Genomic DNA, 26872 nt, shown 5'->3' with positions numbered 1-26872 from the left:
TCGCCCCTTTGCTCACTCCCCTCTGGCTGACGCTCAAAGTCGCCCTCATCGCCACGCTCATTGCGGGCGTGGTGGGCATTGCACTCGGCTGGTGGATGTCGCGGCGCCGGTTCGCCGGCGACAACATCATCGACGCGATCTTGATGCTGCCGATGGTGCTACCGCCCACGGTCATCGGGTACTACCTGATCGTGCTGATCGGCCGAAATGGGGTCTTCGGGCAGTACCTCGATCGCTGGTTCGGCATCAACCTCATCTTCACCTGGCAGGGCGCGGTCATCGCTGCATCGGTCGTGTCGTTTCCGCTGGTCTACAAGGGCGCGCGGGCAGCCTTCGAAGAGGTGGACGGCCGCTTCGCCAACGCGGCACGGACGCTGGGCGCCGGCGAGTTCGAAGTCTTCGTGCGCGTCGCGCTGCCGCTGGCGGTGCGCGGCATCGCGGCCGGGCTCATGCTCACCTTCGCGCGCGCAATGGGCGAGTTCGGCGCGACGCTGATGATCGCCGGCAACCTGCCCGGAAAGACGCAAACGCTGTCGATCGCGGTGTACGAAGCGGTGCAAGCCGGCAACGACCAGCTCGCGTTATGGCTCACGCTCGTGATCTCGGTGGTGTGCATCACGGTGCTCGTGGTGTCGAGCCGCTTGCTGCAGGCGCGGCATTGAGATGACTGCCTCACTGCCTTCTATTGCTCCGGCGCTCGACATCGATTTGCGGCTCACGCTTCAGACTGCCGAACGCGTCTTCGAGCTGCATTCACGCTTCACTTCGACCGCTCACCGCACCGCGTTGATGGGTGCATCGGGCTCCGGAAAGTCGACCGTGCTGATGGCAATCGCCGGCCTCACGCCCTCGGTGCGCGGTCATGTGCGTATCGGCTCGCATGCGCTACTCGACTCGGCACGCGGCATTGATCTGCCAGCGCGCTCGCGCCGCGTGGGCATGGTGTTCCAGGACTACGCGCTTTTCCCGCACATGACCGTCGCGCAAAACCTGATGTTCGGCGTGCATCGCCTCGGCACGCGGCCCGACGATGCGCAGCAGGCGCGCGTCGATGCGCTGATGCAGCAGTTCGATCTGGTCCGATTGCGCGATGCGATGCCGCGGCACTTGTCCGGCGGTCAGCGGCAGCGCGTGGCGCTGGCCCGCGCACTCGCGGCGGAGCCGCAACTGCTGCTGCTCGACGAGCCGCTGTCGGCGCTCGACGCGCCGCTGCGCGTGCGCCTACGCCGCGAGCTTGCCGAAATGCTCGACCGCGTGCGGGTGCCGACGTTGCTGGTCACGCACGACCCGCAAGACGTCGAAGCGCTGGCGCAATCGGTCATTCATATCGATAACGGGCGGGTCGTCGAGGCGGGCTCTGCCGATGCGTCGCCCGACGTGTCAACCGACGCATTGCCCGTCTTCGTCTCTACCGGAGTTCCTTGACATGCGCGCCTGGACCCTCTTCCGCTTGCTGAGGCACAGCCTGGCATCTTTCGCCACCCGCGACCGATGGTTACCGCGCCGTGTTCTCGTGGCCGGTGATTCGCAGCACAGCAGTCGGCGATGGCGTGCTGGTGCTGTTTGAGCGTGACGGTCATGCGCCACGTGCGCAACCTGGTCCGCATCGAAGTGCGCATTCTGGACTGATTGCATCGGTGCCGGCATCAGCCGCATGTGCTGCACAGTGCCGTCAGAATGAGCGCTTTTCATCCCTGCACACATGATCGTCCGACCCCGACCCCATTGGCTGCGCATGCTCTTCGTGTGGCGCGGGTCGGTGCTTCGCGACATCGCACCGCAACTGCTGGCGACGACGCTGTTCGCCATCGCCATCACCCTGCTCCACGGCCGCGTTTTCCAGTGGAAGATCCCGCTCAATTTCGTGCCCTTCTCGCTCATAGGCCTGACGCTGGCGATCTTTCTCGGCTTCAGGAACAGCACGAGCTACGCGCGGTACTGGGAGGCGCGAACGCTGTGGGGCACCCTGCTCAACGAGACGCGGTCGCTGGTGCGCCAGGCGCTCACGCTGGTCGATGAGCCCGAGCGTGCGTCGGCGTTGACGCAACGGCTGATCGCCTTCGTGCATGCGTTGCGGCATCAGTTGCGCAGTACCGATCCGACGGCGGACCTTGCACGGCTGCTGTCGCCTGCGGAATGCGAGCGACTTTCGGCCGTGCAGTACAAGCCCGCCGTCCTGCTCCTGATGGCTGGCGAATGGCTGCGCGACCAACGGCAAGCCGGCCGACTCGCACCCGCGTTGCAGCAGGCGATGGAATGGCCGCTCAGCCGCCTCAGTGAAGCACTCGGCGGCTGCGAACGCATTGCCAGCACACCCATTCCGTTCACTTATGCGGTCATCATTCATCGCACGATCTACATCTATTGCGTACTACTGCCCTTTGGCCTGATCGATTCGATCGGCCCCATGACGCCGGTAATCGTGGCCTTCATCGCCTACACCTTCTTTGCGCTCGAAGCGCTCGCCGCAGAGATTGAAGAGCCCTTCGGCGAAGCGGCCAACGACCTCGCTCTCGACGCCATGTCCCACATGATCGAGTCGACATTGCGGGAGATGATGGGGGAACTCGCGGCAACCCCGAAACCGGTTCCAGCCAACTTCATCTTGACTTGAAACCCTTCGCAAGCGATTGCGAATTGGACGGCGTATGTTCCGTGAGTTCAATTTTTCAAGCCTAGCTTTAAGCCAACGCACCGGAAGCTTTTTATGACCCTCACCCACGCCTACGCGGCCCAGTCCGCCACCACGCCGCTCGCCCCTTTCACCTTCGAGCGCCGCACGCCCACCGCACGCGATGTCGCCATCGACATCCTCCATTGCGGCGTGTGCCACTCCGATCTGCACACCGCCAAAAGCGAATGGGGGCCATCGGTTTTTCCGTGCGTGCCGGGCCATGAAATCGTCGGCCGCGTCACCGCCATTGGCAGCGATGTCTCCAAGTTCAAGGTCGGCGACATCGTCGGAGTCGGCTGCATGGTCGACAGCTGCCAGCACTGCCAGCCTTGCGCCGACGGGCTCGAACAGTATTGCGACAACGGTATGACCGGCACCTACAACAGCCAGGAACAGATCTCGCGCGCCAACACGCTCGGCGGCTACTCCGACCACATCGTCGTCTTCGAAAAGTTCGTGCTGAAAGTAACGCACGACGAAAAAGACCTGGCCGCCGTGGCGCCGCTGCTGTGCGCCGGCATCACGACCTACTCCCCGCTGCGTCACTGGAAAGTCGGCCCGGGCCACAAGGTCGGCATCGTCGGTTTGGGCGGCCTTGGCCACATGGGCGTGAAGATCGCTGCGGCGCTGGGAGCGCATGTAGTGCTCTTCACCACATCGCCAGGCAAGTCGGCCGACGCGCTGCGTCTCGGCGCCAAGGAAGTCGTGGTGTCGAAGAACCCCAACGAAATGAAGGCGCATCTCAACAGCTTCGACTTCATCCTCAACACCGTGGCCGTGTCGCACGACCTCGACCCGTTCCTCGCGCTGCTGAAGATGGACGGCACGATGACGCTGGTCGGCGCGCCGAGCACGCCGCATCCTTCCCCTGGCGTCTTCGGCCTGATCACCAAGCGTCGCAGCATCGCGGGCTCGATGATCGGCGGCATCCCGGAGACGCAGGAGATGCTCGACTTTTGCGCCAAGCACAACATCGTCTCGGACATCGAAGTCATCAAGATGCCGCAGATCAACGAAGCCTACGAGCGCATGCTCAAGAGCGACGTCAAGTACCGCTTTGTCATCGACATGTCGACGGTGCAGTAAACCCTCTGATGAAAATCAGCGCACGCAACGCCCTTCCAGGCAAGATCATTTCGATCGTCCGTGGTCCAGTCACCACTGAAGTGACACTCGAAATTGCCACCGGCGTCGAGCGTGATGATCGGGACCGACTGAGCGAACGCTGGCCCTCGCTCTTGGCGTGACGCAGCGCGAGCAAATTGCGGCGGTCGTGGCCGAAGCCACGCGCCGCTTCGGCCGAGCGAGGCGCTCGTCAACAACGCAGGCTATGGCTATCTCGCTGCCATCGAGGAAAGCGAAGACGCTGAAGTGCGCGCCATGTTCGAGACCAACGTCTTGCGACTCGTCGACATGACGAAGGCGGTGCGGACCGCCCTTCCCTTAACCCACGAACTAGCTCTGCGCTGACGCCAAGGCCGCGTTGAGCGTCGCACTGGGCCGCATGATGGCGTCGCACTTCTTTGGATCGGCAAGGTAGTAGCCGCCGATGTCGGCAGGCTTGCCTTGCACTGCTGCAAGCTCGTCGACGATCTTCTTTTCGCCGTCGGTGAGGCTCTTGGCCAGCGCGGTGAAACTCGACTGCAATTGCTTGTCGTCCGTTTGTGCCGCGAGCTCTTGCGCCCAGTACATGGCCAGATAGAACTGGCTGCCGCGGTTGTCGAGCTGGCCGGTCTTGGGTGACGGGTTCTTGTTGTTGTCCAGCAGTTTGCCGGTTGCAACATCCAGCGTCTTCGCGAGGATGACCGCCTGCTTGTTGCCGGTCTTCAGGCCCAGGTCTTCGAGCGACACGGCCAGCGCCAGGAACTCGCCAAGGGAATCCCAGCGCAGGTGGTTTTCTTCCACCAGCTGCTGCACATGCTTGGGCGCCGAACCGCCGGCACCGGTCTCGTACATGCCGCCGCCGGCCATCAACGGCACGATCGACAGCATCTTGGCGCTGGTGCCCAGCTCCATGATCGGGAACAGGTCGGTCAGGTAGTCGCGCAGGATGTTGCCGGTCACCGAGATGGTGTCGAGCCCACGAATCACGCGCTCCAGCGTGTAGCGCATCGCTCGCACCTGCGACATGATCTGGATGTCGAGGCCGGTGGTGTCGTGGTCCTTCAGGTAGAGCTTGACCTTCTTGATGACCTCGTTCTCATGCGGGCGGTACGGGTCGAGCCAGAACACGGCGGGCGTGCCCGAATTGCGGGCGCGCGTGACGGCCAGCTTGACCCAGTCGCGGATGGGCGCGTCCTTCACCTGGCACATGCGCCAGATGTCGCCCTTCTCGACGTTTTGCGAGAGCAGCACTTCCCCAGTGGCAAGGTCGACGATGTTGGCCACGCCGTCATCGGGGCACTCGAAGGTCTTGTCGTGCGAACCGTATTCCTCGGCTTGCTGGGCCATCAGGCCGACGTTGGGAACGGTGCCCATGGTCTTTGGGTCGAAGTTGCCGTTCCACTTGCAGAAGTTGATGATCTCCTGGTAGATGCGGGCGAAGGTCGACTCGGGCATCACGGCCTTCACGTCCTTCAGGCGGCCGTCCGCCCCCCACATCTTGCCGCCGTTGCGGATCATCGCGGGCATCGACGCGTCCACGATGATGTCGTTGGGCGAATGGAAGTTGGTGATGCCCTTGGCCGAGTCGACCATCGCCAGCTCGGGCCGATGCTCGTGGCAGGCGTGCAAGTCCTTGATGACCTGCTCACGCTGCGACGACGGCAGCGTCTCGAGCTTGTCGTACAGGTTGACCATGCCGTTGTTGACGTTGACGCCAAGCTCTTCGAACAGCTTGGCGTGCTTCTCGAACGCATCCTTGTAGAAGATGCGCACGCAGTGGCCGAACACGATGGGGTGCGACACCTTCATCATGGTGGCCTTGACGTGCAACGAGAACATCACGCCTGTCTTGTGCGCGTCTTCGATTTCTTTCTCGTAGAAGGCAATCAATTCCTTCTTACTCATGAACATGCTGTCGATGATCTCGCCGTCTTTCAGCGGCACCTTGGCCTTGAGCACGATGGTCTTCCCGGTCGCGGTGGTGAGTTCCATCTTGACGTCGCGCGCCTTGTCGAGGGTCATCGACTTTTCGCCGTGATAGAAGTCGCCGCGATGCATGTGCGACACATGCGAGCGCGAGGCCTGGCTCCAGTCGGCCATGCTGTGCGGGTGCTTGCGGGCGTAGTTCTTGACGGCCAGCGGCGCGCGACGGTCGGAGTTGCCTTCGCGCAGTACCGGGTTCACGGCGCTGCCGGTGCACTTACCGTAGCGGGCGCGAATCGCTTTGTCTTCGTCGGTCTTCGGGGCTTCCGGATAGTCGGGCAATGCGTAGCCCTTGCCCTGCAGTTCTTTGATGCAGGCCTGAAGCTGCGACACCGATGCGCTGATGTTCGGCAGCTTGATGATGTTGGTGTCCGGCAGCAGCGTGAGCCGGCCGAGTTCTGCCAGGTTGTCGGGCCGGCGCTGGGCTTCGGTCAGAAATTCCGGGAACTCGCCCAGGACGCGGGCCGCCACCGAAATGTCGCTGGTGGTGACCGTGATGCCGGCCGGCGCGGTGAATGCGCGGACGATCGGCAAAAACGCCGCTGTCGCCAGCGCCGGCGCCTCGTCGGTCAGCGTGTAAATGATGGTCGGTTCGGTCGTCGTGCCCATGCGCGTGATTCCTTGATGAAGATGCGTAATTGTCGCTCTGTCGCCGAGCGGACTGCCAGTCCGAACGCTGGAAAACCCTGATTTCACGAATGCATCGGTCCATTTTTGGATTGAATTGGACTGACCGGCGCTGAAGGTCGAAACTTTTCCCGGACACGATGACTCCACTGACCTACCCCTCGCCTGCACTCTCGGCCCGGTCCTCACCATATGCCGACGCGGCTTCCGTCGTGGGCGACGTGCTGATGCGCCGCGCCGGTGAGCCCGGTGCGCTGCTGCCGATCCTCCACGACGTGCAGGATGCGCTCGGCTACGTCCCTGCCGACCAGGTGCCGCCCATCGCCGAGGCATTGAACGTGTCGCGCGCCGAGGTGCACGGCGTCGTCACTTACTACCACCACTTTCGGAGCGCGCCCGCGGCGCGGCATGTGCTGCAGATCTGCCGCGCCGAGGCGTGTCAGTCGATGGGCGCCAATGCGCTGATGGCGCATGCGGAACTCCGCCTCGGCTGTTCGGCGCACGACAGCGCGAAGAGCAGCACTTCGGCAGATGGCGCCTTCACTCTGGAGCCGGTCTTTTGCCTCGGCTTGTGCGCCTCGTCGCCAGCCTTGCTGCTCGACGATGAATTGCACGCGCGCATGACGCCGCGGGCTTTCGATGCCTTGATCGCCGAAGTCGTCGCTGTTGCCGAGCCGGTCGGGACCACAACATGAATGCGGTCACCGTGTACGTCCCGCGCGATGCTGCCGCACTCGCTGTCGGTGCCGACCGCGTGGCGCGCCGCATTGCAGACGAGGCGCAAATGCGTGGACTCGACGTCCACATCGTGCGCAACGGATCGCGCGGCCTGATGTGGCTCGAACCTCTGGTCGAGGTCGCCACGTCGGCAGGTCGCGCCGCGTACGGGCCGGTGACGCCTGGCGATGTCGCGGGCCTGTTCGATGCCGACTTCATCGTGCCGACCGGCGCCAGGCCACATCCCCTGCATCTCGGCCTGACTGACGACATCCCGTATCTCAAGAACCAGGAGCGCCTGACCTTCGCGCGCATGGGTATCACCGACCCGCTGTCGCTCGCCGACTACGAAGCCCATGAAGGTTACGCCGGCCTGGGCCGTGCGATGACCTTGATGCCCGCGGACATCGTGCAGCAGGTGCTCGACTCGGGCCTCCGCGGGCGCGGTGGCGCAGCATTTCCGGCGGGCATCAAATGGAAGACGGTGCTCGCCACGCCCGCGTCGCAAAAGTACATCGTCTGCAACGCCGACGAAGGCGATTCGGGCACCTTCTCGGACCGCATGACGATGGAGGGCGACCCGTTCATGCTGATCGAGGGCATGACCATCGCTGGCATCGCGACCGGCGCGACGAAAGGCTATGTCTACATCCGCTCAGAGTATCCGCACGCGATCTCCACGATGAACGAGGCCATCGGCATCGCCAACGCGGCCGGCTTTCTCGGCGAAGACATCCTCGGCTCGGGCCACGATTTTTCGCTCGAAGTGCGCAAGGGCGCCGGCTCGTACGTGTGCGGCGAAGAAACCGCGCTGCTCGAAAGCCTCGAAGGCAAGCGCGGCATCGTGCGCGCCAAGCCGCCGCTGCCGGCCATCACCGGCCTCTTCGGCAAGCCGACGCTCATCAACAACGTGATCACGCTGGCCAGCATTCCGGTGATCCTTGCGCGTGGTGCGGCGTTCTATCGCGACTTCGGCGTCGGGCGCTCGCGCGGCACGCTGCCGATTCAGCTGGCCGGCAACATCAAGCACGGCGGACTGGTCGAGAAGGCCTTCGGCGTGACGCTGCGCGAACTGCTCTACGACTACGGCGGCGGCTCGGCGTCGGGCCGGCCGATCAAGGCGGTGCAGGTCGGCGGTCCGCTCGGCGCCTACCTGCCGGAGTCGAAATGGGATTTGCCGCTCGACTACGAAGCGTATGCGGCGGCCGGCGGCACGGTCGGGCATGGCGGCATCGTGGTGCACGACGACACGGCCGATTTGTCGAAGCTGGCACGCTACGCAATGGAGTTCTGCGCCATCGAATCGTGCGGCAAGTGCACGCCCTGCCGCATCGGCTCGACCCGCGGCGTCGAGGTGATCGACAAGATCCGCGCGAACCACGGCCGAGAAGAGCAAGTCATGCACGTCGAGCTGTTGCGCGACCTGTGCGACACGATGCTCCACGGCTCGCTCTGCGCCATGGGTGGCATGACGCCCTTCCCGGTGCTGTCGGCGCTCGACCACTTCCCGCAGGACTTCGGCATCGTCGCGGTCGAATCCATTGCGCCACTGCCTGCCTGAACCGGCCTGAAGCCGTCAAACGAAGTCACCGGACCAACCCATGCTGGACACCCACAAAGACACCGACTACGGCACGCCCCGTCGCGAATCACCGCGCGAGGTCACGCTCGAAATCGACGGCAACGAAGTGACAGTGCCGGCCGGCACGTCGTTGATGCGCGCTGCCGTCGACGCCGGCATCCAGGTGCCCAAGCTCTGCGCCACCGACAGCCTGGAACCCTTCGGCTCTTGCCGCCTGTGCCTGGTCGAGATCGATGGCCGAAAGGGTTATCCGGCCTCGTGCACCACGCCTGCCGAGGCCGGCATGAAGGTGCGCACGCAAACGCCCAAGCTGCAGCAATTGCGCAAGGGCGTGATGGAGCTCTACATCTCCGACCATCCGCTCGACTGCCTGACCTGCGCGGCCAACGGCGACTGCGAACTGCAGGACATGGCGGGCGTGACCGGCTTGCGCAACGTCCGCTACGGCTTCGACGGCGCCAACCATCTGAAGGCGAAGAAAGACGAGTCGAACCCCTACTTCACCTATGACCCAAGCAAGTGCATCGTGTGCAACCGCTGCGTGCGCGCCTGCGAAGAAACGCAGGGCACCTTCGCGCTGACGATCAGCGGCCGCGGCTTCGAGTCGCGCGTGTCGCCGGGGCAAGACGAACCCTTCATGGAGTCGGAATGCGTGAGTTGCGGCGCCTGCGTCTCGGCCTGCCCGACCGCCACGCTGCAGGAGAAGTCGGTCATCTGGCTCGGTCAGCCGGAGCACAGCGTCATCACCACCTGCGCCTACTGCGGCGTGGGTTGCGGCTTCAAAGCGGAGATGAAAGGCAACGAAGTCGTGCGCATGACGCCGTGGAAAGACGGCAAGGCCAACGAGGGCCACTCGTGCGTCAAGGGCCGCTTCGCCTGGGGCTACGCAACGCATCAAGACCGGATGTTGAAGCCGATGATCCGCGAGAAGATCACCGACCCATGGCAGGAGGTGAGCTGGGATGTGGCGGTGGACCACGCGGCCAGCGAGTTCAAGCGGCTCCAGGCCAAGTACGGCAAAGATTCGATCGGTGGCATCACCTCGTCACGCTGCACCAACGAAGAAACCTACCTGGTGCAAAAGCTGGTCCGCACCGCTTTCGGCAACAACAACGTCGACACCTGTGCGCGCGTGTGCCACTCGCCGACCGGCTATGGGCTGGGCCAGACGCTCGGCACGTCCGCCGGCACGCAGACCTTCAAGTCTGTCGAGCAAGCCGACGTGATCGTGGTCATCGGCGCGAACCCGACCGACGGCCATCCGGTGTTCGCGTCGCGCATGAAGAAGCGGCTGCGCGGCAGCGCCACCGTGGCTGGCGCCAGGCTGATCGTGATCGACCCACGCCGCATCGACATCGTGCGCTCGCCGCATGTGCAAGCGGATCACCACTTGCAGCTGAAGCCCGGCACCAACGTGGCGGTGATCACCGCGATGGCGCATGTCGTGGTCAGCGAAGGGCTCGTCGCCGAAGCATTCGTGGCCGAACGTTGCGACGCCAAGTCGTTCGGCGAATGGCGCGAATTCGTGGCGCGTGCCGAGAATTCGCCCGAGGCGATGGAAGCGGCGACCGGGGTGCCGTCGGCCGACCTGCGCGCAGCGACACGCCTCTATGCGAATGCCGCGAACGGTGCCATCTACTACGGCCTGGGCGTGACCGAACACAGCCAGGGCTCGACGATGGTGATGGGCATCGCCAACCTCGCGATGGCCACCGGCAACGTCGGCCGTGAAGGTGTGGGCATCAACCCGTTGCGCGGACAGAACAACGTGCAGGGTGCATGCGACATGGGCTCGTTCCCGCATGAACTGCCCGGCTACCGGCACGTATCCGACAGCATCACGCGCGCGTCGTTCGAAGCAGCGTGGGGTGTCGAGATCAGCCCTGAGCCGGGCCTGCGCATACCCAACATGTTCGATGCGGCGTTGAGCGGCAGCTTCAAGGGTCTGTATTGCGAAGGCGAGGACATCGTGCAGTCGGACCCCAACACGCAGCACGTGGCCGCCGCCATGATGGCGATGGAATGCGTGGTGGTGCAAGACCTCTTTCTGAACGAGACCGCCAAGTACGCGCACGTGTTTTTGCCCGGCTCGTCGTTCCTCGAAAAAGACGGCACTTTCACCAACGCCGAGCGGCGCATTTCGCGCGTGCGCAAAGTGATGCCGCCCAAGGCCGGACTGGCCGATTGGGAAGTGACGCAGAAGCTGGCGCAGGCGCTGGGCTATCCGATGCACTACGCCAGCCCGAAAGAAATCATGGACGAGATCGCCGCGCTGACGCCGACTTTTTCCGGCGTGAGCTACGAGCGGCTCGACGAACTCGGCAGCATCCAGTGGCCGTGCAATGCCGACGCGCCCGAGGGAACGCCGACCATGCACATCGACGCCTTCGTGCGCGGCAAGGGCAAATTCATCGTCACGCAGTACGTGGCGACGGACGAGAAGGTCACGCGCAAATTTCCGCTGCTGCTGACCACTGGCCGCATCCTGTCGCAGTACAACGTCGGCGCGCAAACCCGTCGCACCGACAACAACCAGTGGCACAGCGAAGACCGGCTGGAAATCCATCCGCACGACGCCGAGGAGCGCGGCATCGCGGAAGACGACTGGGTCGGTATCAAGAGCCGTGCCGGGGAGACGGTGCTGCGCGCGACGGTGTCCGAGCGCATGCAGCCGGGTGTGGTCTACACGACATTCCACTTCCCGGAATCGGGTGCCAACGTCATCACCACCGACAACTCCGACTGGGCCACCAACTGCCCTGAATACAAGGTGACAGCGGTGCAGGTCATGCCTGTGATGCAGCCTTCTGCGTGGCAACAGGAATACAGCCGGTTCCACAAGGTGCAGTTGGATCTGTTGGCTGCGCGCGCCGAGCCAGCAGATGTCGCGTCGGCGAAATGACGGTCCTGCGCGATGCAAGTTGATTCGCTGGTACGCATGGCCAACCAGATCGGCACCTTCTTCGAGGCGATGCCCGACCGCGAGGAGGCGCTGGAAGGCATTGCGCAGCACTTAAAGCGATTCTGGGAACCGCGCATGCGGCGTGCGTTACTGGCGCACGTCGACCAAAGTGGCAGAGGCGACACCACCGACTTAAGCGCAATGGTCGTCGAAGCAATCAGCCTGCACCGCGACGTGTTGGGCTGACCAGAGCGCATCGGAAGCGCCCGGCGCCCGGCTCAGGTCTGGACGGTGAACGCCATCGCCAGACCGTTCATGCAGTAGCGCAGGCCGGTCGGCGGCGGACCGTCGTCGAAAACGTGACCCAGGTGGCCGCCGCAGCGCCGGCACAGCACCTCGTCCCGGCTCATGCCCAGGCTGTTGTCAGACGTCTTTTCGACCGAGTTGTCCATCGGCTGGTAGAAGCTGGGCCAGCCGGTGCGGCTGTCGAACTTGGTGGTCGACGAGAACAACGGCAACTTGCAGCCAGCGCACGAGAACGTGCCGGTACGCTTTTCCTTGTCGAGCGGGCTGGAGTACGGCCGCTCGGTGCCCGCCTCGCGAAGCACCTGAAATTGCTCGGGCGTGAGCATCGCCTTCCACTGCGCCTCGGTGTGCGTCACCTCGTAGGCCTTGGCGGCGCGGGCGACCGGAGTGAGCAACAAGCCGGGAAGCGTGCCGAGCGCGCCGGCCGCGAGAGTGAAAAGAAATTGCCTGCGGGGTGCCATGGGTTCTCCGATGAGGTGTCTGGTTGACGCAATCCGGAGTTTCGGCGGCGTTTGGTACCTGCTGTGTACGCAGACAAACGCGCCGTGGATTCTTTTACTGGGACTTTTCCGGACAACAAAGCACTGGCGCACCTCCCATAATCTTTCGATGAAGCGCGAATCTTCCTTGCTTGGATGGCCGGCTGGCGCCGGCGAGGCGGCGGCGCTGGCGCGCGGGCTCGATGCCCATCGCTCGCCATTGGGGTCTGCATCGGGCTGGCCGCTAGCCTTGCGCACAACGCTGGAATTGATGTTGCCGGCACATGCGCAGATGGTGCTTTTCTGGGGGCCCGAGCTGGTCGCGCTGTACAACGACGCCTACGCGCCGACCATCGGCCTGAAGCACCCGACAGCCTTCGGAAGGCCGGCGGCAGAAAACTGGGCAGAACTGTGGGACGACCTCGGCCCGCTGTTGAATCAGGTGTTGCAACAGGGCGAGAGTTTTTCGGCCATCGACAGACCGTTCCATATCGATCGCCACGGCCATCTCGAAGAAGTGTTCTTCGACGTGTCGTTCTCCCCCGTGCGCGAGGCCAACGACCACATCGGCGGCGTGCTGTGCCTCGTCAACGAAACCACCGAGCGCGTACACGGTCGCCTGGCACTTGCCGAAAGTGAAACGCGCCTTCGCGATGCGTCACGGCGCACCGCACTTGCCCTGAGCGCGAGCGCCATCGTCGGCACCTGGATGTGGGACGTGCAGACCGACATGGTGTTCGCCGATGAAGCCCTCGCGACGGCTTTTTCCTTGCAGGCGCCGGACAGGCAAGGCGGCCTGCCGATTTCGCGATTTCTGGAAGCGATTCATCCCGATGACCTGTCCAAAGTGCAGGCAGCCATCGCCGAGTCGCTTGCCCAGGGCGCGCCGTACCGCGTCGAGTACCGGGTGCGGACGCTCGACGCTCGCTGGCGGTGGGTGGAGGCCAGCGGTTACGTAGAACACGACGCAATGAACCGGCCCCTGCGCTTTCCTGGCGTGATGGTCGACATCGACAGCCGCAAGCTCGCCGAACAGGCGCTGCGGGAAACCAACAAGCAACTGCGACTGGCGCAGGCGGCGGGCGGCATCGGCGTCTTTCTGCTCGACATCGCGACCAACGAACTGAGTGTGTCGGCAGAGTTCTGTCGCATCTTCGGCGTGCCCGTGCGGCCTGAATTCCAGGCCTCGGTCGTCGAAGCCTTGCGCATCGACGCGGTGGAGCCGATGTCGACTCTGACGAACCGCGTCGATGGCTCGTTGCGCCTCAATGTCGAATACCGCATTCGCCGCGCCGACGATCAGTCGTTGCGCTGGATCGCACGGCGTGCCGAACTGGTTCGCAACGACGCCGGCAAGCCGATGTTGTTGCGCGGCGTAGTGCAGGACATCACAGGGGCCAAGCAGGTCGAAGCCACTTTGCGCCAGAGCGAGGGCCGCTTTCGTGCGCTGGCCCAGGCAGTGCCCAACCAGGTTTGGACCGCAGCAGGAGACGGCCGGCTCGACTGGTTCAATGACCAGGTCTATGAGTACTCCGGCATGCACTTCGAGCAGCTCGAAGGCAACGGCTGGGCGACGATCGTCCATCCAGACGACCTGCCCGATGTCGTGTCGCAATGGCAGCTTTCGCTTGCGACGCAATTGCCCTACGCAGCGGAGTTTCGGCTTCGTCGGCTCGACGGCGACTACCGTTGGCATCTGGTGCGCGCCCATCCGGTGCAGGACGGCGACGGTCACGTCGGCGAAACCGGCGAAGGCAGCGCGCCGATGCGCTGGGTCGGTACCAACACCGACATCAACGACCAGAAGGCAGCGCAGGAGCGCCTCGCGCAAAGCGTCGAAGAGCGCACGCGCGACCGCGACCGGCTGTGGCAACTAAGCGCCGACATCATGGTCGTCGGCGACTTCGTAGGGATCATTCGGGCGATCAACCCGGCTTGGGAAACGTTGCTCGGCTGGACCGAAGCGGAATTGGTCGGCCAGCCCCTGCTCGATTTTGTGCACCCGGACGACATCGACTCGACGGTGGCGGAAATCGCCAAGCTGTCGCGTGGGCAGATCACGCTGCGCTTTGAAAACCGGTACCGCCACAAGGACGGCAGCTATCGCACGTTGTCATGGAGCGCGGTGCCCGACACGGACTCTCTTCATGCGGTCGGGCGCGACATCACGGCGCTGCGCGACTCCGAGTCGCGGCTGCGCCAAAGCCAGAAGATGGAAGCCATAGGGCAACTCACCGGCGGCATCGCGCACGACTTCAACAACCTGCTGCAAGGCATCACCGGCTCGATCGAGATCGTGCGGCGCCGCGTCGCGCTGGGCCGCACCGACGACCTCGATCGCTACATGAGTTCGGCAACACAGTCGGCGCATCGTGCAGCCGCGCTCATTCAACGGCTGCTGGCCTTCTCGCGGCGCCAGACGCTCAACCCGCGCGCGGTCGATGTCAACGCATTGATCGGCTCGATGGAAGACCTGCTGCGCCGCACGCTGAGTGAGCAGGTGCGGCTCGAGGTGCAGTTGGCCGACGGCGTAGGCGCTGCGCTGGGTGACGAGCCGCAACTCGAAAGCGCCATCCTCAACCTGGCCATCAATGCGCGCGACGCCATGCCGCATGGCGGTGCTCTGATCTTGTCGACCGGCCATGCGACGCTGCGCGAATCCGAGACGCGCCATCACGAAGGCCTGGACGCCGGCGACTACATCGCGATTTCGGTCGCCGACACCGGCACCGGCATGTCGCCTGAAGTCCTGGCCAAGGTGTTCGACCCCTTCTTCACGACCAAGCCCATCGGCCAGGGCACCGGCCTCGGACTTTCCATGGTGTACGGCTTCGCACAACAGTCGCGCGGTCATGTCCGCATCGAAAGCCGCGTCGGCCACGGCACGCGCGTGACGCTTTATTTGCCGCCAGCCCATGCCGACGCCGCTGCAGCCGTCGAGGCGGAGGCCGCAGCCGCTGCGCTACCGCAGGGACGCGGCGAAGTCGTGATGGTGGTCGAGGACGATCCGGCCGTTCGACTGCTGGTGCTCGACGTGCTGGCCGACCTCGGCTATCGCACCATCGAGGCCGTCGACGGCACCACGGCCATGCCGATATTGCAGTCCGCGGTGCCGATCGATCTGCTGGTCACCGACGTTGGCCTGCCAGGCATCAACGGCCGGCAGTTGGCTGAGTTCGCACGCCAGCAGCGGCCCGGCTTGCACGTGCTTTTCATGACCGGCTATGCGGAACATGCAACGACTCGCGCCGAGTTTCTGGAGCCTGGCATGGACCTGATCGCCAAGCCCTTCGCAATCGACGATTTCGCGCAGCACATCGAGCAGATCGTGCGAGGGCCGTCGAGCTGATCGCGTCCGCCCGCGCGACCGATATTCCGGCGCGGCTCGACCGCTTGCCCTGGTCGCGCTGGCACTGGCGCGTGGTCATGGCGCTCGGTATCGCGTGGGTGCTCGACGGACTCGAAGTGACGCTGGTCGGCTCGATCGGCGCGGTGCTCGAACGTGCCGACACGCTGGCGCTCACCGCGACCGAGATCGGCTGGTCGGGTTCCGTCTACATCGCCGGTGCGGTCGTGGGTGCCCTGCTGTTTGGCCGGCTGACCGACAGGCTCGGCCGCAAGAAGCTGTTTCTCGTCACGCTGGTGGTCTACACGATCGGCACGCTGGCGACGGCGTTCTCGAACGACTTCGCCTTCTTCGCGCTCTGCCGCTTCGTCACCGGACTGGGCATCGGCGGCGAATACGCGGCCATCAACTCGGCCATCGACGAACTCATTCCGGCGCGGCTGCGGGGGCGTGTCAACCTCGCGATCAACGGAAGTTTCTGGGTCGGTGCAGCGCTCGGTGCCGGGCTCAGTCTGGTACTGCTAGACCCCCGCGTGCTCGGGGCGGTGTGGGGCTGGCGCGTCGGCTTCGGACTCGGCGCAGTGCTGGCCGTCGCCATATTGCTGGTACGGCGCGACGTGCCTGAAAGTCCGCGCTGGCTGATCGCGCAAGGCCGCGAAGAGGAAGCTCGTCGCATCCTCGACACCATCGAATGCGAAGTGGCAGCGGAATGCGGGCCGCTGCCACCGGCGGTCGGCCTGACGGTGTCGGGCCGGCGCACGCCGCCAACGATGCGCGAGGTCGCGCACGTGCTGTTGCGCAAGTACCGGCGCCGCAGCGTGGTCGCGATGGCCTTGATGGTCTCGCAGGCCTTTTTCTACAACGCGATCTTCTTCACCTACGCGCTGGTGCTCACGCGCTTTCATGGCGTACCCGAAGGCCGCGTGGCGCTCTACATCTTTCCGTTCGCGCTCGGTAACGTGCTCGGTCCGTTGCTGCTCGGCCCGCTGTTCGATCGCATCGGGCGGCGCAGGATGATCGCGTTCACCTATGTGCTGTCGGGCGTCGGGCTGGCGCTCACCGGCGGCGCGTTCATGCTGGGTTGGCTCGACGCGTTGACGCAGGCGCTGTGCTGGTCTGCGGTGTTCTTTCTGGCGTCGGCGGCGGCCAGCTCGGCGTATCTGACGGTGAGCGAAGTGTTTCCTCTGGAGATGCGGGCGCTGGCCATCTCGATCTTCTATGCAGTGGGCACGGGCGCGGGTGGTTTCGCTGCGCCGGTGTTGTTCGGCATGCTGATCGAAACCGGCAGCCGCGCCGCGGTGACGGTCGGCTATTGCATCGGCGCCGCGCTGGTCATCGTGGCGGGCTTGCTGGCCCTGCGGATGGGCGTGGACGCGGAACGCAAATCGCTGGAGGATGTGGCGCCGCCACTGGGCGCGGACTGACTTTGAAAAAGTGGGTGCAGGCGCAGCCTGGCCACCGACCGTCCTCAAACCGCGCAGGTTCTGAATCCGAAGAAGCCATCGTCACGACCCGGCGCGGCAAAGTCGCGCCGCTTGTCGGAGCGCAGCCGGGCGCGGGTCGCGAACGATGCACCGCGCAGCACGCGCGCCTGGCCGAAGGCGGGCACCGGATCGAAGGCACTGCCGGCACTCCACGGGTCGGCCTTGAAGCCGACCCACGGCTGCAAGGTTCCAGCGGTCCACTCCTGCACGTCGGACCACCGAAAGCCACGGCGTGCCGCCGTGTGCGCAGCGATCTCCCATTCGACTTCGGTCGCGACGCGGCGACCGGCCCAGCGGGCCCAGGCATCGGCCTCCCACCAGCTCAAGTGCACGGCACTCTGCTGGCCCGCGGCACGCACCGTGGTGCCGAAGCGGCGTTGCAACACCGAGCCACCGCTGCCATGCCGCGCACCGCCGATCTGCTCGACATAGCGTGGCGCGCGACGCCCTTCGACCTGCGCGTTGAGCCAGCGCCATCCCTCGGGATGCCAGAGCGCGCTCGCGTCGTAGCCGCCATCGTCGACGAACTCGATGAATTGGCTCCAGGTGATCGGCTGCGCATCGATCTCGAACTCTGGCACTTCGATGCGGTCGCCGCCGCGTTCCTGTGCAAAGACGAAACCGGCATCGGGCAAACCTAGCTCCCACGTCGTCGCAGGCACCAGCAAGGGTTCACGCGTGACGGCAGTCGGGGTCTGCTCGATGCCGAGCGGCAAACCGAGTGCTTGCGCCGTCACGACCAGCTGCTCGCCGCACAGATCTTCATAAAACAACGCGAGCCGATAGAAGTACAACCCGGCATCCGTTTCTGCCGCGTGTTCCAGCAGCTCGAGCGTGCTCTCCAGCGTTTCGAGCAGATAGGCCTTGGTCTGGCTCAGGTCGGGCAAGTCGGGCAACCAGCGTGTATCGGGCGTGCGCTGCGTCGGGTTCCACCAGCCGTCGGCGTTGGGGTCGATGGCAGCCAGCCGCGTCGGACGCGCCGGGCAATCGGCGCCGAAAGCACGCTGCGTGTTGCGGGCGATCCACCACTCGGAAAACCAGCCGACGTGGCCGGCCATCCAGACCGGCGACGCGACACCCTCTTCGCCCTCTGCATACTCAGCAGCGGCCGGCAACTCGACCGAGCCCCACACGTTTTCGCACAGCGACAGCAGGTGCAACGTGTGATTGCGTGCATCGATCAGCGCCAGCGAAAGCAGTTCCCGGCCCGCACGCCGCATGTCGGGCGAGTCGATGGAATATGGCACCGGATGTGCGCCGAACGGCGTCGATGACGGGGGGCTCGAAGGCATGCGCGATTATGGCGACAGCCGTTGCGCACGCGGATGCGGGCTGTAACATGCGCGCTTTTGTCGAGCTCGGAGCAAGCCCCAACGCAAGCTCAAGAGGGCTCCCATCTTGTTGCGATCCGTCGGGAGATAACCCTTTGTCCGCACTTTTGAGGTTCGCGACAGTCATGGACTGGATCAGCGAAAAATTCGGCAAGCTCGCCGGTTATGCGGTGCTGTTCGCAACGCTCATCTTGGCCGGCAACGCGCTCATCCGCTGCGGCTTCGACTTCAACAATGCTCCCACGAAGCCGGCGCCACCCCCGGCTTACGAGACGGCGCCATGAACGCGATCGACAGCCCCGCGTTCCCGCGCCTGCTCCGCATCCTCGCGGTGGTGCTGGCGTTCGACGTCGTCGCATTCGGCGTCTGGAGTTTTCCGGCCCTGCGCAGCACGGCGTGGTCGGCTGGCAGCGTGTGGGTCTTCGGCCTGGCATCGGTGTGCGTGATGTGGATGGGCTACTGGATCGTGCGCAGCCGCACCCGCCTCGATGGCGACGTCATGACGCAGACGTGGTTGTGGAACAAGCGCGCGGACGCACACGATGTTGTGCAGCTCAAACTCGTACACATCCGCTGGCTCGAACGTGCCATGGCGCCGCGTTTGCGGGTGCGCCGACGCAATGGCGCGATCATCTGGTTTCACTCGGCCGACCCACGGCTGCTCACCGCTTTCATTGAGCGTGTGGCGCAGTGCGCCATGCAAACTACAGCTTCTGCTGCTGCATGAAGCGATCGAACGTGCCTTCGGTGTAGCGGAACCAAGCGTTTTCGTCACCGAGAAACTTGACCCAGTCTGGGTAGATCTTTTTCCACTCGGGGTTCGTGTGGTTAAGGTCCGAGTAAATCTGCCGCGCCGACTTGAAGGCCGCATTCATCACGTCTTGCGAGAAGGGTCGCAGCTTGGTGCCCGAGCCGACCATTTGCTTCAGCGCGATCGGGTTCTTGGCGTCGTACTTGGCCGTCATCGAGAGGTTGGCCTGTGCGGCCGCCCCTTCGACGATGGCCTTGTACTCGGCCGACAGGCCTTCCCAAGCCTTGCTGTTGATGTAGAAGTCGATTTCCGCACCACCCTCCCACCAGCCGGGGTAGTAGTAGAACGGCGCGACCTTGTTGAAGCCGAGCTGCTGGTCGTCGTAGGGGCCGACCCATTCCAGGCCGTCGAGCGTGCCCTTCTCGAGTGCCGGGTACAGGTCAGCGCCGGGGATGGATTGCGCAATGACACCGAAGGGCTCGAGCACCTTGCCGGCAAACGGATTGGTGCCGAACCTGAGGCCCTTGAGGTCGGCGATCGACTTGATTTCCTTCCGGAACCAGCCACCCATCTGCGCCCCTGTATTGCCGCCCGGCAGGTTGACGATGTTGTACTTGGCATAGAAGGCACGCATCAGCTTCATGCCGTTGCCCTCGTACATCCATGCGTTCTGCTGCCGCGTGTTCATGCCAAAAGGCACTGAGCAGCCGAGGCAAAACGCCGGGTCTTTGCCGTAGAAATAATACGGCGCGGTGTGGGCCATTTCGACCGCCCCGCTTTGCACGCCATCGACCACGCCGAACGCCGGAATAAGTTCGCCGCCTGCATGCATCGATATCTGGAACCTGCCGCCGCTCATGTCGCGGACGCTTTTAACGAAGGCCTCGCTGGTGCCGAAGATGGTGTCCAGCGACTTCGGAAAGCTGGAGGCACAACGCCAGCGCACCACCGCCTGGGCGTGCACGGCGGGCGCACTGCCGACGGCGAGGATGCCGGCAATGCCTGCGTTTTTAATGAGAGAACGACGGTCCATTGGGTTGTCTCCTGGGATGCGGGGAACTACGCAAGACGCAGCTGGTGACCGCGTTGACGGCTCTTGAAAGCTGTCGACTCGAAAGCTCGAGGGACCGGAGCATTGTAAAAACCGCCTCCCGCGCGAACGAGCGGGTTTTCCCCGCGAGGTCCCGAGGACGTTCCGGGCGGCGCAGTAACGCCGCGGATCGGATCAACGCTTCAACTCAGCGGCGTGCCTTCGACCGGGAATCGCGCCTCGATAGACGCTTGAATGCCCGCCGCGTCGAGCCCGAGCCCTGACAGCAACTTGACCGGATCGCCATGCTCGATGAAGCGGTCGGGCAAGCCGAGCTGCAGCACAGGCTTCTGGAGGCCGGCCACTTGCAGCGCCTCGAGCACCGCGCTACCCGCGCCGCCCATGATCGCGCCCTCCTCGAGTGTGACGATGGCATCGTGCGACTTGGCCATTTCATTCACCAACGCGACATCCAGCGGCTTGGCCCAGCGCATGTTGACAACCGTGGCGTCGAGCGCCTCGGCCGCGACCAGCGCCGGATACAGCAACGTGCCGAAAGCGAGGATCACGATGCCTTTTCCCGTGCGGCGCACTTCGCCCTTGCCGAAAGGCAGCGCATCGAGCGTGATATGCGGCGTGACGCCCGCGCCAGCGCCGCGTGGATAACGCACCGCCACGGGGTGGTTCTGTTCGTAGGCGCTGGTGAGTAGCTGGCGGCACTCCGCCTCGTCGGCCGGGCAAGCGATGCTCATGTTCGGGATGCAGCGCAAGAAGGGAATGTCGTAGGCGCCTGCGTGCGTGGCGCCGTCAGCGCCCACCAGCCCAGCGCGATCGAGCGCGAACACGACAGGCAAATTCTGGATCGCAACGTCGTGGATCAGCTGGTCGTAGGCACGCTGAAGAAAGGTCGAGTAAATGGCAACGACCGGCTTCAGCCCTTCGCAAGCCAGGCCGGCCGCGAAAGTGACGGCATGCTGCTCAGCAATGCCGACGTCGTAATAGCGATCCGGAAAACGCTGCTCGAACTCGACCAGCCCCGAGCCCTCGCGCATCGCCGGTGTGATGCCGACCAGGCGACCGTCCTGCGCGGCCGTGTCGCACAGCCACTGGCCGAAGACTTGCGTGAACGTCAGCTTGGGTTGCGTGGTCGGCTTGACGATGCCAATGCTCGGATCGAACTTGCCAGGGCCGTGATAGGCCACGGGATCGGCTTCGGCCAGCTTGTAGCCCTGGCCCTTTTTGGTGACGACGTGCAGAAACTGCGGGCCGTGCAGATGCTTCAGGTTCTCGAGCGTGGGCACCAGCGAATCGAGGTCGTGTCCATCGATCGGGCCGACGTAGTTGAAGCCGAACTGCTCGAACAGCGTGGCTGGCACGACCATGCCCTTGGCATGCTGCTCGAAGCGCTTGGCAAGCTCGAACAACGGCGGCGCGCCGCGCAGCACGCTCTTGCCGACGTTCTTCGCGGCGGCGTAGAAATTGCCGCTCATCAGCTGCGCCAAATAGCGGTTGAGCGCACCGACCGGCGGGCTGATCGACATGTCGTTGTCGTTCAGGATCACCAGCAGCTTGCAGTCGGCCACGCCTGCATTGTTGAGCGCCTCGAAAGCCATGCCGGCCGTGAGTGCGCCGTCGCCGATGATCGCCACGGCATGGCGTTCTTCGCCCTTTTGCTTGGCGGCCATCGCCATGCCGAGCGCAGCCGAAATACTGGTCGACGAATGCGCCGTGCCGAAGGTGTCGTACTCGCTTTCGCTGCGCTGCGGAAAGCCTGAGATTCCGCCCTGCTGCCGCAGCGTCGGCATGCGCTCACGCCGGCCGGTCAGGATCTTGTGCGGATAGGTCTGATGACCCACGTCCCACACCAGGCGGTCGTGCGGCGTGTTGAAGACGTGGTGCAGCGCGACGGTCAGCTCCACCGTGCCCAGGTTCGAACTAAGGTGGCCACCGGTGCGCGACACGTTGTCGAGCACGCAGGCACGCACCTCGTCGGCCAGTTGCTGTAACTGCGCGCGGTCGTATTGGCGGATCGGAGACGGGTCGTGGAGAGTGGGGAGCAGCGGAGCCATGAAGAGTTGTTGTTATCGGTCGCGATCGACGACCATATGGGCCAGCGCTCGCAGCGCGTTGGTGTCGGGCAATGCGCTGCGTTCGAGCGCCGCCAGAGCCGCAGTCAGAAGTTGTTGCGCCTGCGCGCGTGCGCCGTCCAGACCCAGCAAGGAGACGTAAGTGGGTTTGTCGCTGGCCGCATCCTTGCCGGCGGTTTTGCCAAGCGTGTGCGAATCGGCAGTGACGTCGAGGATGTCGTCGACCACCTGGAACGCGAGCCCGATAGCAGCGCCATAGTCACGCATCGCGGCCAGTGCAGGCGCGGGCACGCTGGCAGCGCACGCCGCGCCCATCTCGACGCTGCCTTGCAGCAGCGCGCCGGTCTTCATGCGATGCATTTCGCGGAGTTGCGGCTCGTCGAGCGAGCGCCCGACGCTGGCCAGGTCGATAGCCTGGCCACCGGCCATGCCCTGGCTACCAGCGGCACGTGCCAGCAGGCGGCACAGCAGGGCCTGCATCACCGGAGGTACCGCATCGCCCGCAGCGTTCGGGTCATCGGCATCGGGAGTCAGCAGCTCGAACGCCAACGCCTGCAACGCATCACCGGCCAACAGCGCATCGGCCTCGCCGAACTTGACGTGCACCGTGGGCTTGCCGCGGCGAAGAATGTCGTTGTCCATGCACGGCAGGTCGTCGTGCACGAGGGAATAGGCGTGGATGAGCTCGGCGGCACAGGCGGCGCGCAGGGCGGCGTCGGGCCGGCCGTGCACAGCCTCGCTGGCCGCCATCACCAGCAACGGCCGGAGGCGCTTACCGCCGTCTAGCACCGCGTACCGCATCGCATCGCCCAGCAGCAGCGGCGCATCGACGCCGACCCAACGCGACAGGGCCCCCTCGACGTTAGCCAGATGCGGCTCGCTCCAGGCGGCGAGGCGCGCGGCATCCCACCGCGCGGCAGGCATAGCAGACGGGTCTGTCATCGCTGCGTGCGAACTCATTCGGCGGTCCACACCTTCAGGCTGCCAGCGTCGAGCACCTTGATCTGGTCTTCGACGGCTTGCAGCTTGTCGCGGCAGAACGTCAGCAAGGCCGCGCCGCGCTGGTAGCTGACCAGCAGCTGGTCGAGCGGCAACTGGCCCGATTCGAGCTCAGCTACCAACTGTTCGAGCTCCTGAACGCCGGCTTCGTAGGTTGCGGGCAACGCGATCGTGACTGGCTGGAGAGAAGGCACCTTGGGCATGCGGAAATCGATTGTTCGTGTGGAGAAGCTGGAAGATAGCCCGGTCGGGGTAAGGCATTTTAGGTCGGGGCACGATTCGGGGGCGGCAGGTACAATCGCGTCCCTGCCCGACGGTTTATCCGTTCATCTTTTTCTCTCCCTGTGGGGAGCTTGGTCAGGTCCCCCATGTCTGATTTAAGTCTTCAACTGCAGCAGGCCGCGAGCCCCCTTCACGTTTCTGCGTACTTCGACGAGGCGCTATACGCCCGCGAGCTGCAAACGTTGTTTGCCCAAGGCCCGCGCTACGTCGGCCATAGTCTGGCCGTGCCCGAGCCGGGCAACTTCCATACGCTGCCCCAGGAACACCACGGCCGTGCACTCGTGCATACGCCCAAGGGCATCGAGCTGATTTCGAACGTGTGCCGCCATCGGCAGGCGCTGATCCTGCAGGGCCGCGGCCAGCTCGCCACGCAAGCCGGCGGCAACATCGTTTGCCCGCTGCACCGCTGGACCTACGCCGCTGCAGACCCTCGAACCACCGGCACGCTAATCGGCGCGCCGCATTTCGACCAGGACCCCTGCCTGAACCTGCATAACTACCCACTGACCGAGTGGAACGGCCTGCTGTTCGAGCGCAATGCGAGCGCCGATGGCACGAGCCGCGACGTCGCTGCCGACATGGCCAGCCTGGGCCCGCGTGCCGACCTCGACTTCACCGGCTACGCGCTCGACCGGGTCGAACTGCACGAGTGCAACTACAACTGGAAGACCTTCATCGAGGTCTACCTCGAGGACTATCACGTGGGCCCGTTTCATCCGGGTCTCGGCAGCTTCGTCACCTGCGACGACCTGCGCTGGGAGTTCAACCGGCATTTCTCTGTGCAAACGGTCGGCGTCGCCAATCGGCTGGGCCGCGCGGGCAGCCCGGTCTATCAAAAATGGCAGGAGCAACTGCTGAAGTACCGTGAAGGCAAGCCGCCCAAGTACGGCGCGATCTGGCTCACCTACTACCCGCACGTGATGGTCGAGTGGTATCCGCATGTGTTGACGGTGTCGACGCTTCATCCGATCAGTCCGACGAAAACGCTCAACATGGTGGAGTTTTTCTACCCTGAAGAAATCGTCGCTTTCGAGCGCGAGTTCGTGGAAGCGCAACAGGCCGCCTACATGGAAACCTGCGTCGAAGACGACGAGATCGCCGAGCGCATGGATGCCGGGCGGCGCGCGCTCATGCTGCGTGGCGACGACGAGAGCGGGCCTTACCAGAGCCCGATGGAAGACGGCATGCAGCAGTTTCACGAGTGGTATCGGCGGGAGATGCACACCACGACGCAGCCGCGCTGATGCAGGCGCTATGGATGGTGCTGGCCTCGCTGCTGTTCGCCAGCATGGGCGTCTGCGTGAAGATCGCATCGGCCTGGTTCTCCAGCTCTGAACTGGTCTTCTATCGCGGCATGGTCGGCATCGTTTTTCTGGCGGCGATCGCCCGAAGCCGCGGCGTCTCGCTCGCGACGAAGTACCCGGGCATGCACGCATGGCGCAGCACGGTCGGCGTGCTCTCGCTTGGCGCCTGGTTCTACGCCATCGCCCACATGCCGCTCGCCACCGCGATGACGCTCAACTACATGAGCAGCATCTGGATAGCGGTGTTTCTGGTCGGGGGCGCACTGCTCGCCTGGGTGCCGGTGCCGGGCCGCGACGGCAGCCTGCCCAAGCCGCCACTACAGGGTCCGCTGGTGCTGGCGGTGATCGCCAGCTTCTGCGGCGTGGTGATGGTGCTGAAGCCTACCGTCGGCGACAACCAGGGCTTTGCCGGCTTGATGGGCTTGATGTCCGGGCTGACCGCCGCCTTCGCCTATATGCAGGTCGTCGCGCTCTCGCGCCTGGGCGAACCCGAGACCCGCACGGTGTTCTATTTCGCGGTCGGTTCTGCCGTGGTGGGTCTGGCGGCGGCGTTGACGACCGGCTTTTCGGCATGGAACTGGATGCACGCGATATGGCTGCTGCCGGTCGGCGTGCTGGCGTCGCTCGGACAACTCTGCATGACCCGCGCCTACGCCAGCGCCAAGACCGAAGGCGGTACGCTGACGGTCGCCAACCTGCAATATTCGGGAATCGTGTTTTCAGGCATCTACAGCGTGCTCGTATTCGGGGACCGCATCGATGGCGCGGGCTGGGCCGGCATGGCGCTGATCGTGGCGAGCGGCATCGCAGCGACCGTGTTGCGCCAACGCTCGCTACCGAAGGCGCCGGCTGAGGAACACTGAAAACATCGAAGAAGTTGAAGAAGTTGAAGAAGTTGAAGAAGAGCGAAGGACTTTTATGTACGCCACCCTGATCTCCGTCGAGCAAACGCAAGCACTGCAAAAAGCGGGCGCAGCGATGATGATTTTCGACTGTACCTTCGCACTGATGCAGCCCGAGGCAGGCATTGCGGAGTACCGCGCCTCGCACATTCCCGGTGCGGTCTATGCCAACCTCGATACCGACCTGAGCGCACCGCACGGCGCCCCGAGCAGCGACGGCACCGTGCTGGTCGCGAACGACGAAGGCAAACCGTCGTCGGGCGGGCGCCACCCTTTGCCGAGCCGCGAAAAATTCGTCTCCTGGTTGTCGAGCGTCGGCTTCCGCGACGACATGCAGGCTGTCGTGTACGACCGGAACGGTGCCAACTATTGCGGCCGCTTGTGGTGGATGCTGAAGTGGATTGGCCATGACGCCGTCGCGGTGCTCGACGGAGGCTTGCAGGCCTGGCAAGCCGAAGGCGGCGCGGTGACCGATCGCGAAGAGCCGGCACGTTTCCAGTCCAACTTTGTGGCGAGCACGCCGCGCCTTGCACTGGTCCAAACGGCTGAAGTGGTGGCGCATCTCGGCGACGGATCACGGACGTTGATCGATGCACGCGCCGGTGCCCGATATCGCGGCGAGGTCGAACCACTCGACCCGATTGCCGGCCATATCCCGGGCGCGTTGAACCGGCCTTTCAGCGACAACCTCGGCCCCGACGGCAAGTTCAAACCGGCGACCCAGCTGCGGGCGGAATTCGAAGCGTTGCTTGCCGGCCGCGACGCCGCCACCGTCATTCACCATTGCGGCAGCGGCGTGAGCGCGCTGCCCAATTTGCTGGCGATGGAAATTGCCGGTCTGGGTCCGACCGGCCTGTACGCCGGCAGTTGGAGCGAATGGAGCAATACGCCGGGCCTGCCGACGCGCCAGGGCGCCGCACCGTAAAGCTGTCTTGTCGACATTGAAACGGATTGCAAAGCCATTGAAAAGAAGGCGTTGAAC

At 64.5% G+C, this 26872-nt stretch carries 23 protein-coding genes and 1 pseudogene; 17 read left to right on the top strand and 7 right to left on the bottom strand.

Going from position 1 to position 26872, the window contains the following annotated elements; genetic code table 11:
- Positions 1-8: 8 nt before the first annotated feature.
- The 6 genes and pseudogenes from modB to QN397_RS12285 all read left to right on the top strand — a co-directional run.
- Entirely contained in the window at positions 9-662 is a 654-nt protein-coding gene (modB, locus tag QN397_RS12310) for a molybdate ABC transporter permease subunit (RefSeq protein ID WP_323497412.1), read from the top strand.
- A gap of 1 nt (position 663) precedes the next feature.
- Entirely contained in the window at positions 664-1425 is a 762-nt protein-coding gene (locus QN397_RS12305; RefSeq protein WP_323500984.1) for an ATP-binding cassette domain-containing protein, read from the top strand.
- Positions 1426-1702: 277 nt separating this feature from the next.
- Positions 1703-2614: a bestrophin family protein gene (locus QN397_RS12300; protein WP_323497414.1), complete on the top strand. Its 912-nt coding sequence runs from the start codon at positions 1703-1705 to the stop codon at positions 2612-2614.
- A 93-nt stretch (positions 2615-2707) separates the two neighbouring features.
- The gene (locus QN397_RS12295; RefSeq protein ID WP_323500983.1) at positions 2708-3760 is read left to right on the top strand and encodes an NAD(P)-dependent alcohol dehydrogenase; all 1053 of its coding nucleotides are present in this window, start codon (positions 2708-2710) and stop codon (positions 3758-3760) included.
- Between the two features lie 8 nt (positions 3761-3768).
- Positions 3769-3921 (top strand): TOBE domain-containing protein, encoded by a 153-nt coding sequence (locus QN397_RS12290; RefSeq protein ID WP_323500982.1) that lies wholly within the window; start codon positions 3769-3771, stop codon positions 3919-3921.
- A pseudogene (locus QN397_RS12285) lies at positions 3882-4129 on the top strand (SDR family NAD(P)-dependent oxidoreductase); the annotation flags it as partial. The gene QN397_RS12290 and the pseudogene QN397_RS12285, both read left to right, overlap by 40 nt.
- Here the strand turns inward: QN397_RS12285 and QN397_RS12280 are convergent.
- A complete protein-coding gene (locus QN397_RS12280) occupies positions 4130-6370 on the bottom strand; it encodes an NADP-dependent isocitrate dehydrogenase (protein ID WP_323497416.1) in 2241 nt (746 codons plus the stop codon).
- 245 nt (positions 6371-6615) lie between these two features.
- Here QN397_RS12280 and QN397_RS12275 point away from each other — a divergent pair, with 245 nt between their 5' ends.
- From QN397_RS12275 to QN397_RS12260, 4 genes are read left to right on the top strand one after another with little or no spacing between them, the layout of a single operon-like run.
- Complete coding sequence (locus tag QN397_RS12275; RefSeq protein WP_323501018.1) at positions 6616-7083, top strand: formate dehydrogenase subunit gamma; 468 nt, start codon at positions 6616-6618, stop codon at positions 7081-7083.
- Positions 7080-8666: an NADH-quinone oxidoreductase subunit NuoF gene (locus tag QN397_RS12270; protein ID WP_323500981.1), complete on the top strand. Its 1587-nt coding sequence runs from the start codon at positions 7080-7082 to the stop codon at positions 8664-8666. The genes QN397_RS12275 and QN397_RS12270 overlap by 4 nt, the downstream gene beginning before the upstream one ends.
- A 40-nt stretch (positions 8667-8706) precedes the next feature.
- The gene (gene fdhF / locus QN397_RS12265; protein ID WP_323500980.1) at positions 8707-11589 is read left to right on the top strand and encodes a formate dehydrogenase subunit alpha; all 2883 of its coding nucleotides are present in this window, start codon (positions 8707-8709) and stop codon (positions 11587-11589) included.
- Between the two features lie 12 nt (positions 11590-11601).
- Positions 11602-11835, top strand: coding sequence for a formate dehydrogenase subunit delta (locus tag QN397_RS12260; RefSeq protein ID WP_323497420.1), 234 nt, complete (start codon positions 11602-11604; stop codon positions 11833-11835).
- Positions 11836-11867: 32 nt separating this feature from the next.
- On the opposite strand, the gene msrB is transcribed toward QN397_RS12260, so the two are convergent.
- Positions 11868-12356 carry a peptide-methionine (R)-S-oxide reductase MsrB gene (msrB, locus tag QN397_RS12255; RefSeq protein WP_323500979.1) on the bottom strand — a complete coding sequence of 163 codons (489 nt, stop codon included), beginning with the start codon at positions 12354-12356 and terminating at the stop codon, positions 11868-11870.
- A 148-nt stretch (positions 12357-12504) separates the two neighbouring features.
- Between msrB and QN397_RS12250 the strand changes: the two genes are divergently transcribed.
- The gene (locus QN397_RS12250; protein ID WP_323500978.1) at positions 12505-15723 is read left to right on the top strand and encodes a PAS domain-containing protein; all 3219 of its coding nucleotides are present in this window, start codon (positions 12505-12507) and stop codon (positions 15721-15723) included.
- A gap of 77 nt (positions 15724-15800) precedes the next feature.
- Positions 15801-17144 carry an MFS transporter gene (locus QN397_RS12245; protein WP_323501017.1) on the top strand — a complete coding sequence of 448 codons (1344 nt, stop codon included), beginning with the start codon at positions 15801-15803 and terminating at the stop codon, positions 17142-17144.
- Positions 17145-17188: 44 nt separating this feature from the next.
- On the opposite strand, the gene QN397_RS12240 is transcribed toward QN397_RS12245, so the two are convergent.
- Positions 17189-18496 carry an SUMF1/EgtB/PvdO family nonheme iron enzyme gene (locus QN397_RS12240; protein ID WP_323500977.1) on the bottom strand — a complete coding sequence of 436 codons (1308 nt, stop codon included), beginning with the start codon at positions 18494-18496 and terminating at the stop codon, positions 17189-17191.
- Positions 18497-18630: 134 nt separating this feature from the next.
- Here QN397_RS12240 and QN397_RS12235 point away from each other — a divergent pair, with 134 nt between their 5' ends.
- Together QN397_RS12235 and QN397_RS12230 are read left to right on the top strand one after the other, a co-directional pair.
- Entirely contained in the window at positions 18631-18819 is a 189-nt protein-coding gene (locus QN397_RS12235; protein WP_323500976.1) for a hypothetical protein, read from the top strand.
- A complete protein-coding gene (locus QN397_RS12230) occupies positions 18816-19262 on the top strand; it encodes a hypothetical protein (protein WP_323497426.1) in 447 nt (148 codons plus the stop codon). The genes QN397_RS12235 and QN397_RS12230 overlap by 4 nt, the downstream gene beginning before the upstream one ends.
- Here QN397_RS12230 and QN397_RS12225 read toward each other — a convergent pair.
- The 4 genes from QN397_RS12225 to xseB form a co-directional block, all read right to left on the bottom strand.
- Positions 19240-20319, bottom strand: coding sequence for a TRAP transporter substrate-binding protein DctP (locus tag QN397_RS12225; protein WP_323497427.1), 1080 nt, complete (start codon positions 20317-20319; stop codon positions 19240-19242). The genes QN397_RS12230 and QN397_RS12225 overlap by 23 nt on opposite strands.
- A gap of 200 nt (positions 20320-20519) precedes the next feature.
- Positions 20520-22385: a 1-deoxy-D-xylulose-5-phosphate synthase gene (dxs, locus tag QN397_RS12220; RefSeq protein ID WP_323497428.1), complete on the bottom strand. Its 1866-nt coding sequence runs from the start codon at positions 22383-22385 to the stop codon at positions 20520-20522.
- A 12-nt stretch (positions 22386-22397) separates the two neighbouring features.
- Positions 22398-23327, bottom strand: a complete 930-nt coding sequence (locus QN397_RS12215; protein ID WP_323497448.1) for a farnesyl diphosphate synthase — start codon at positions 23325-23327, stop codon at positions 22398-22400.
- Positions 23328-23359: 32 nt separating this feature from the next.
- The gene (gene xseB, locus QN397_RS12210) at positions 23360-23605 is read right to left on the bottom strand and encodes an exodeoxyribonuclease VII small subunit (RefSeq protein ID WP_187051022.1); all 246 of its coding nucleotides are present in this window, start codon (positions 23603-23605) and stop codon (positions 23360-23362) included.
- 165 nt (positions 23606-23770) lie between these two features.
- Here xseB and QN397_RS12205 point away from each other — a divergent pair, with 165 nt between their 5' ends.
- From QN397_RS12205 to QN397_RS12195, 3 genes are read left to right on the top strand one after another with little or no spacing between them, the layout of a single operon-like run.
- Complete coding sequence (locus QN397_RS12205; RefSeq protein ID WP_323497429.1) at positions 23771-24928, top strand: aromatic ring-hydroxylating dioxygenase subunit alpha; 1158 nt, start codon at positions 23771-23773, stop codon at positions 24926-24928.
- The gene (locus QN397_RS12200) at positions 24928-25851 is read left to right on the top strand and encodes a DMT family transporter (protein WP_323500975.1); all 924 of its coding nucleotides are present in this window, start codon (positions 24928-24930) and stop codon (positions 25849-25851) included. The genes QN397_RS12205 and QN397_RS12200 overlap by 1 nt, the downstream gene beginning before the upstream one ends.
- Before the next feature lie 55 nt (positions 25852-25906).
- Positions 25907-26815, top strand: coding sequence for a sulfurtransferase (locus tag QN397_RS12195; RefSeq protein ID WP_323500974.1), 909 nt, complete (start codon positions 25907-25909; stop codon positions 26813-26815).
- The last annotated feature ends 57 nt before the right edge of the window (positions 26816-26872 follow it).

The sequence above is a fragment of the Variovorax sp. RTB1 genome (assembly GCF_035018765.1).
Taxonomy (GTDB): Bacteria; Pseudomonadota; Gammaproteobacteria; order Burkholderiales; family Burkholderiaceae_C; genus Variovorax.
The sequence above is the reverse complement of the archived record's forward strand: the minus strand, read 5'-3'. Positions and strand labels throughout refer to the sequence as shown.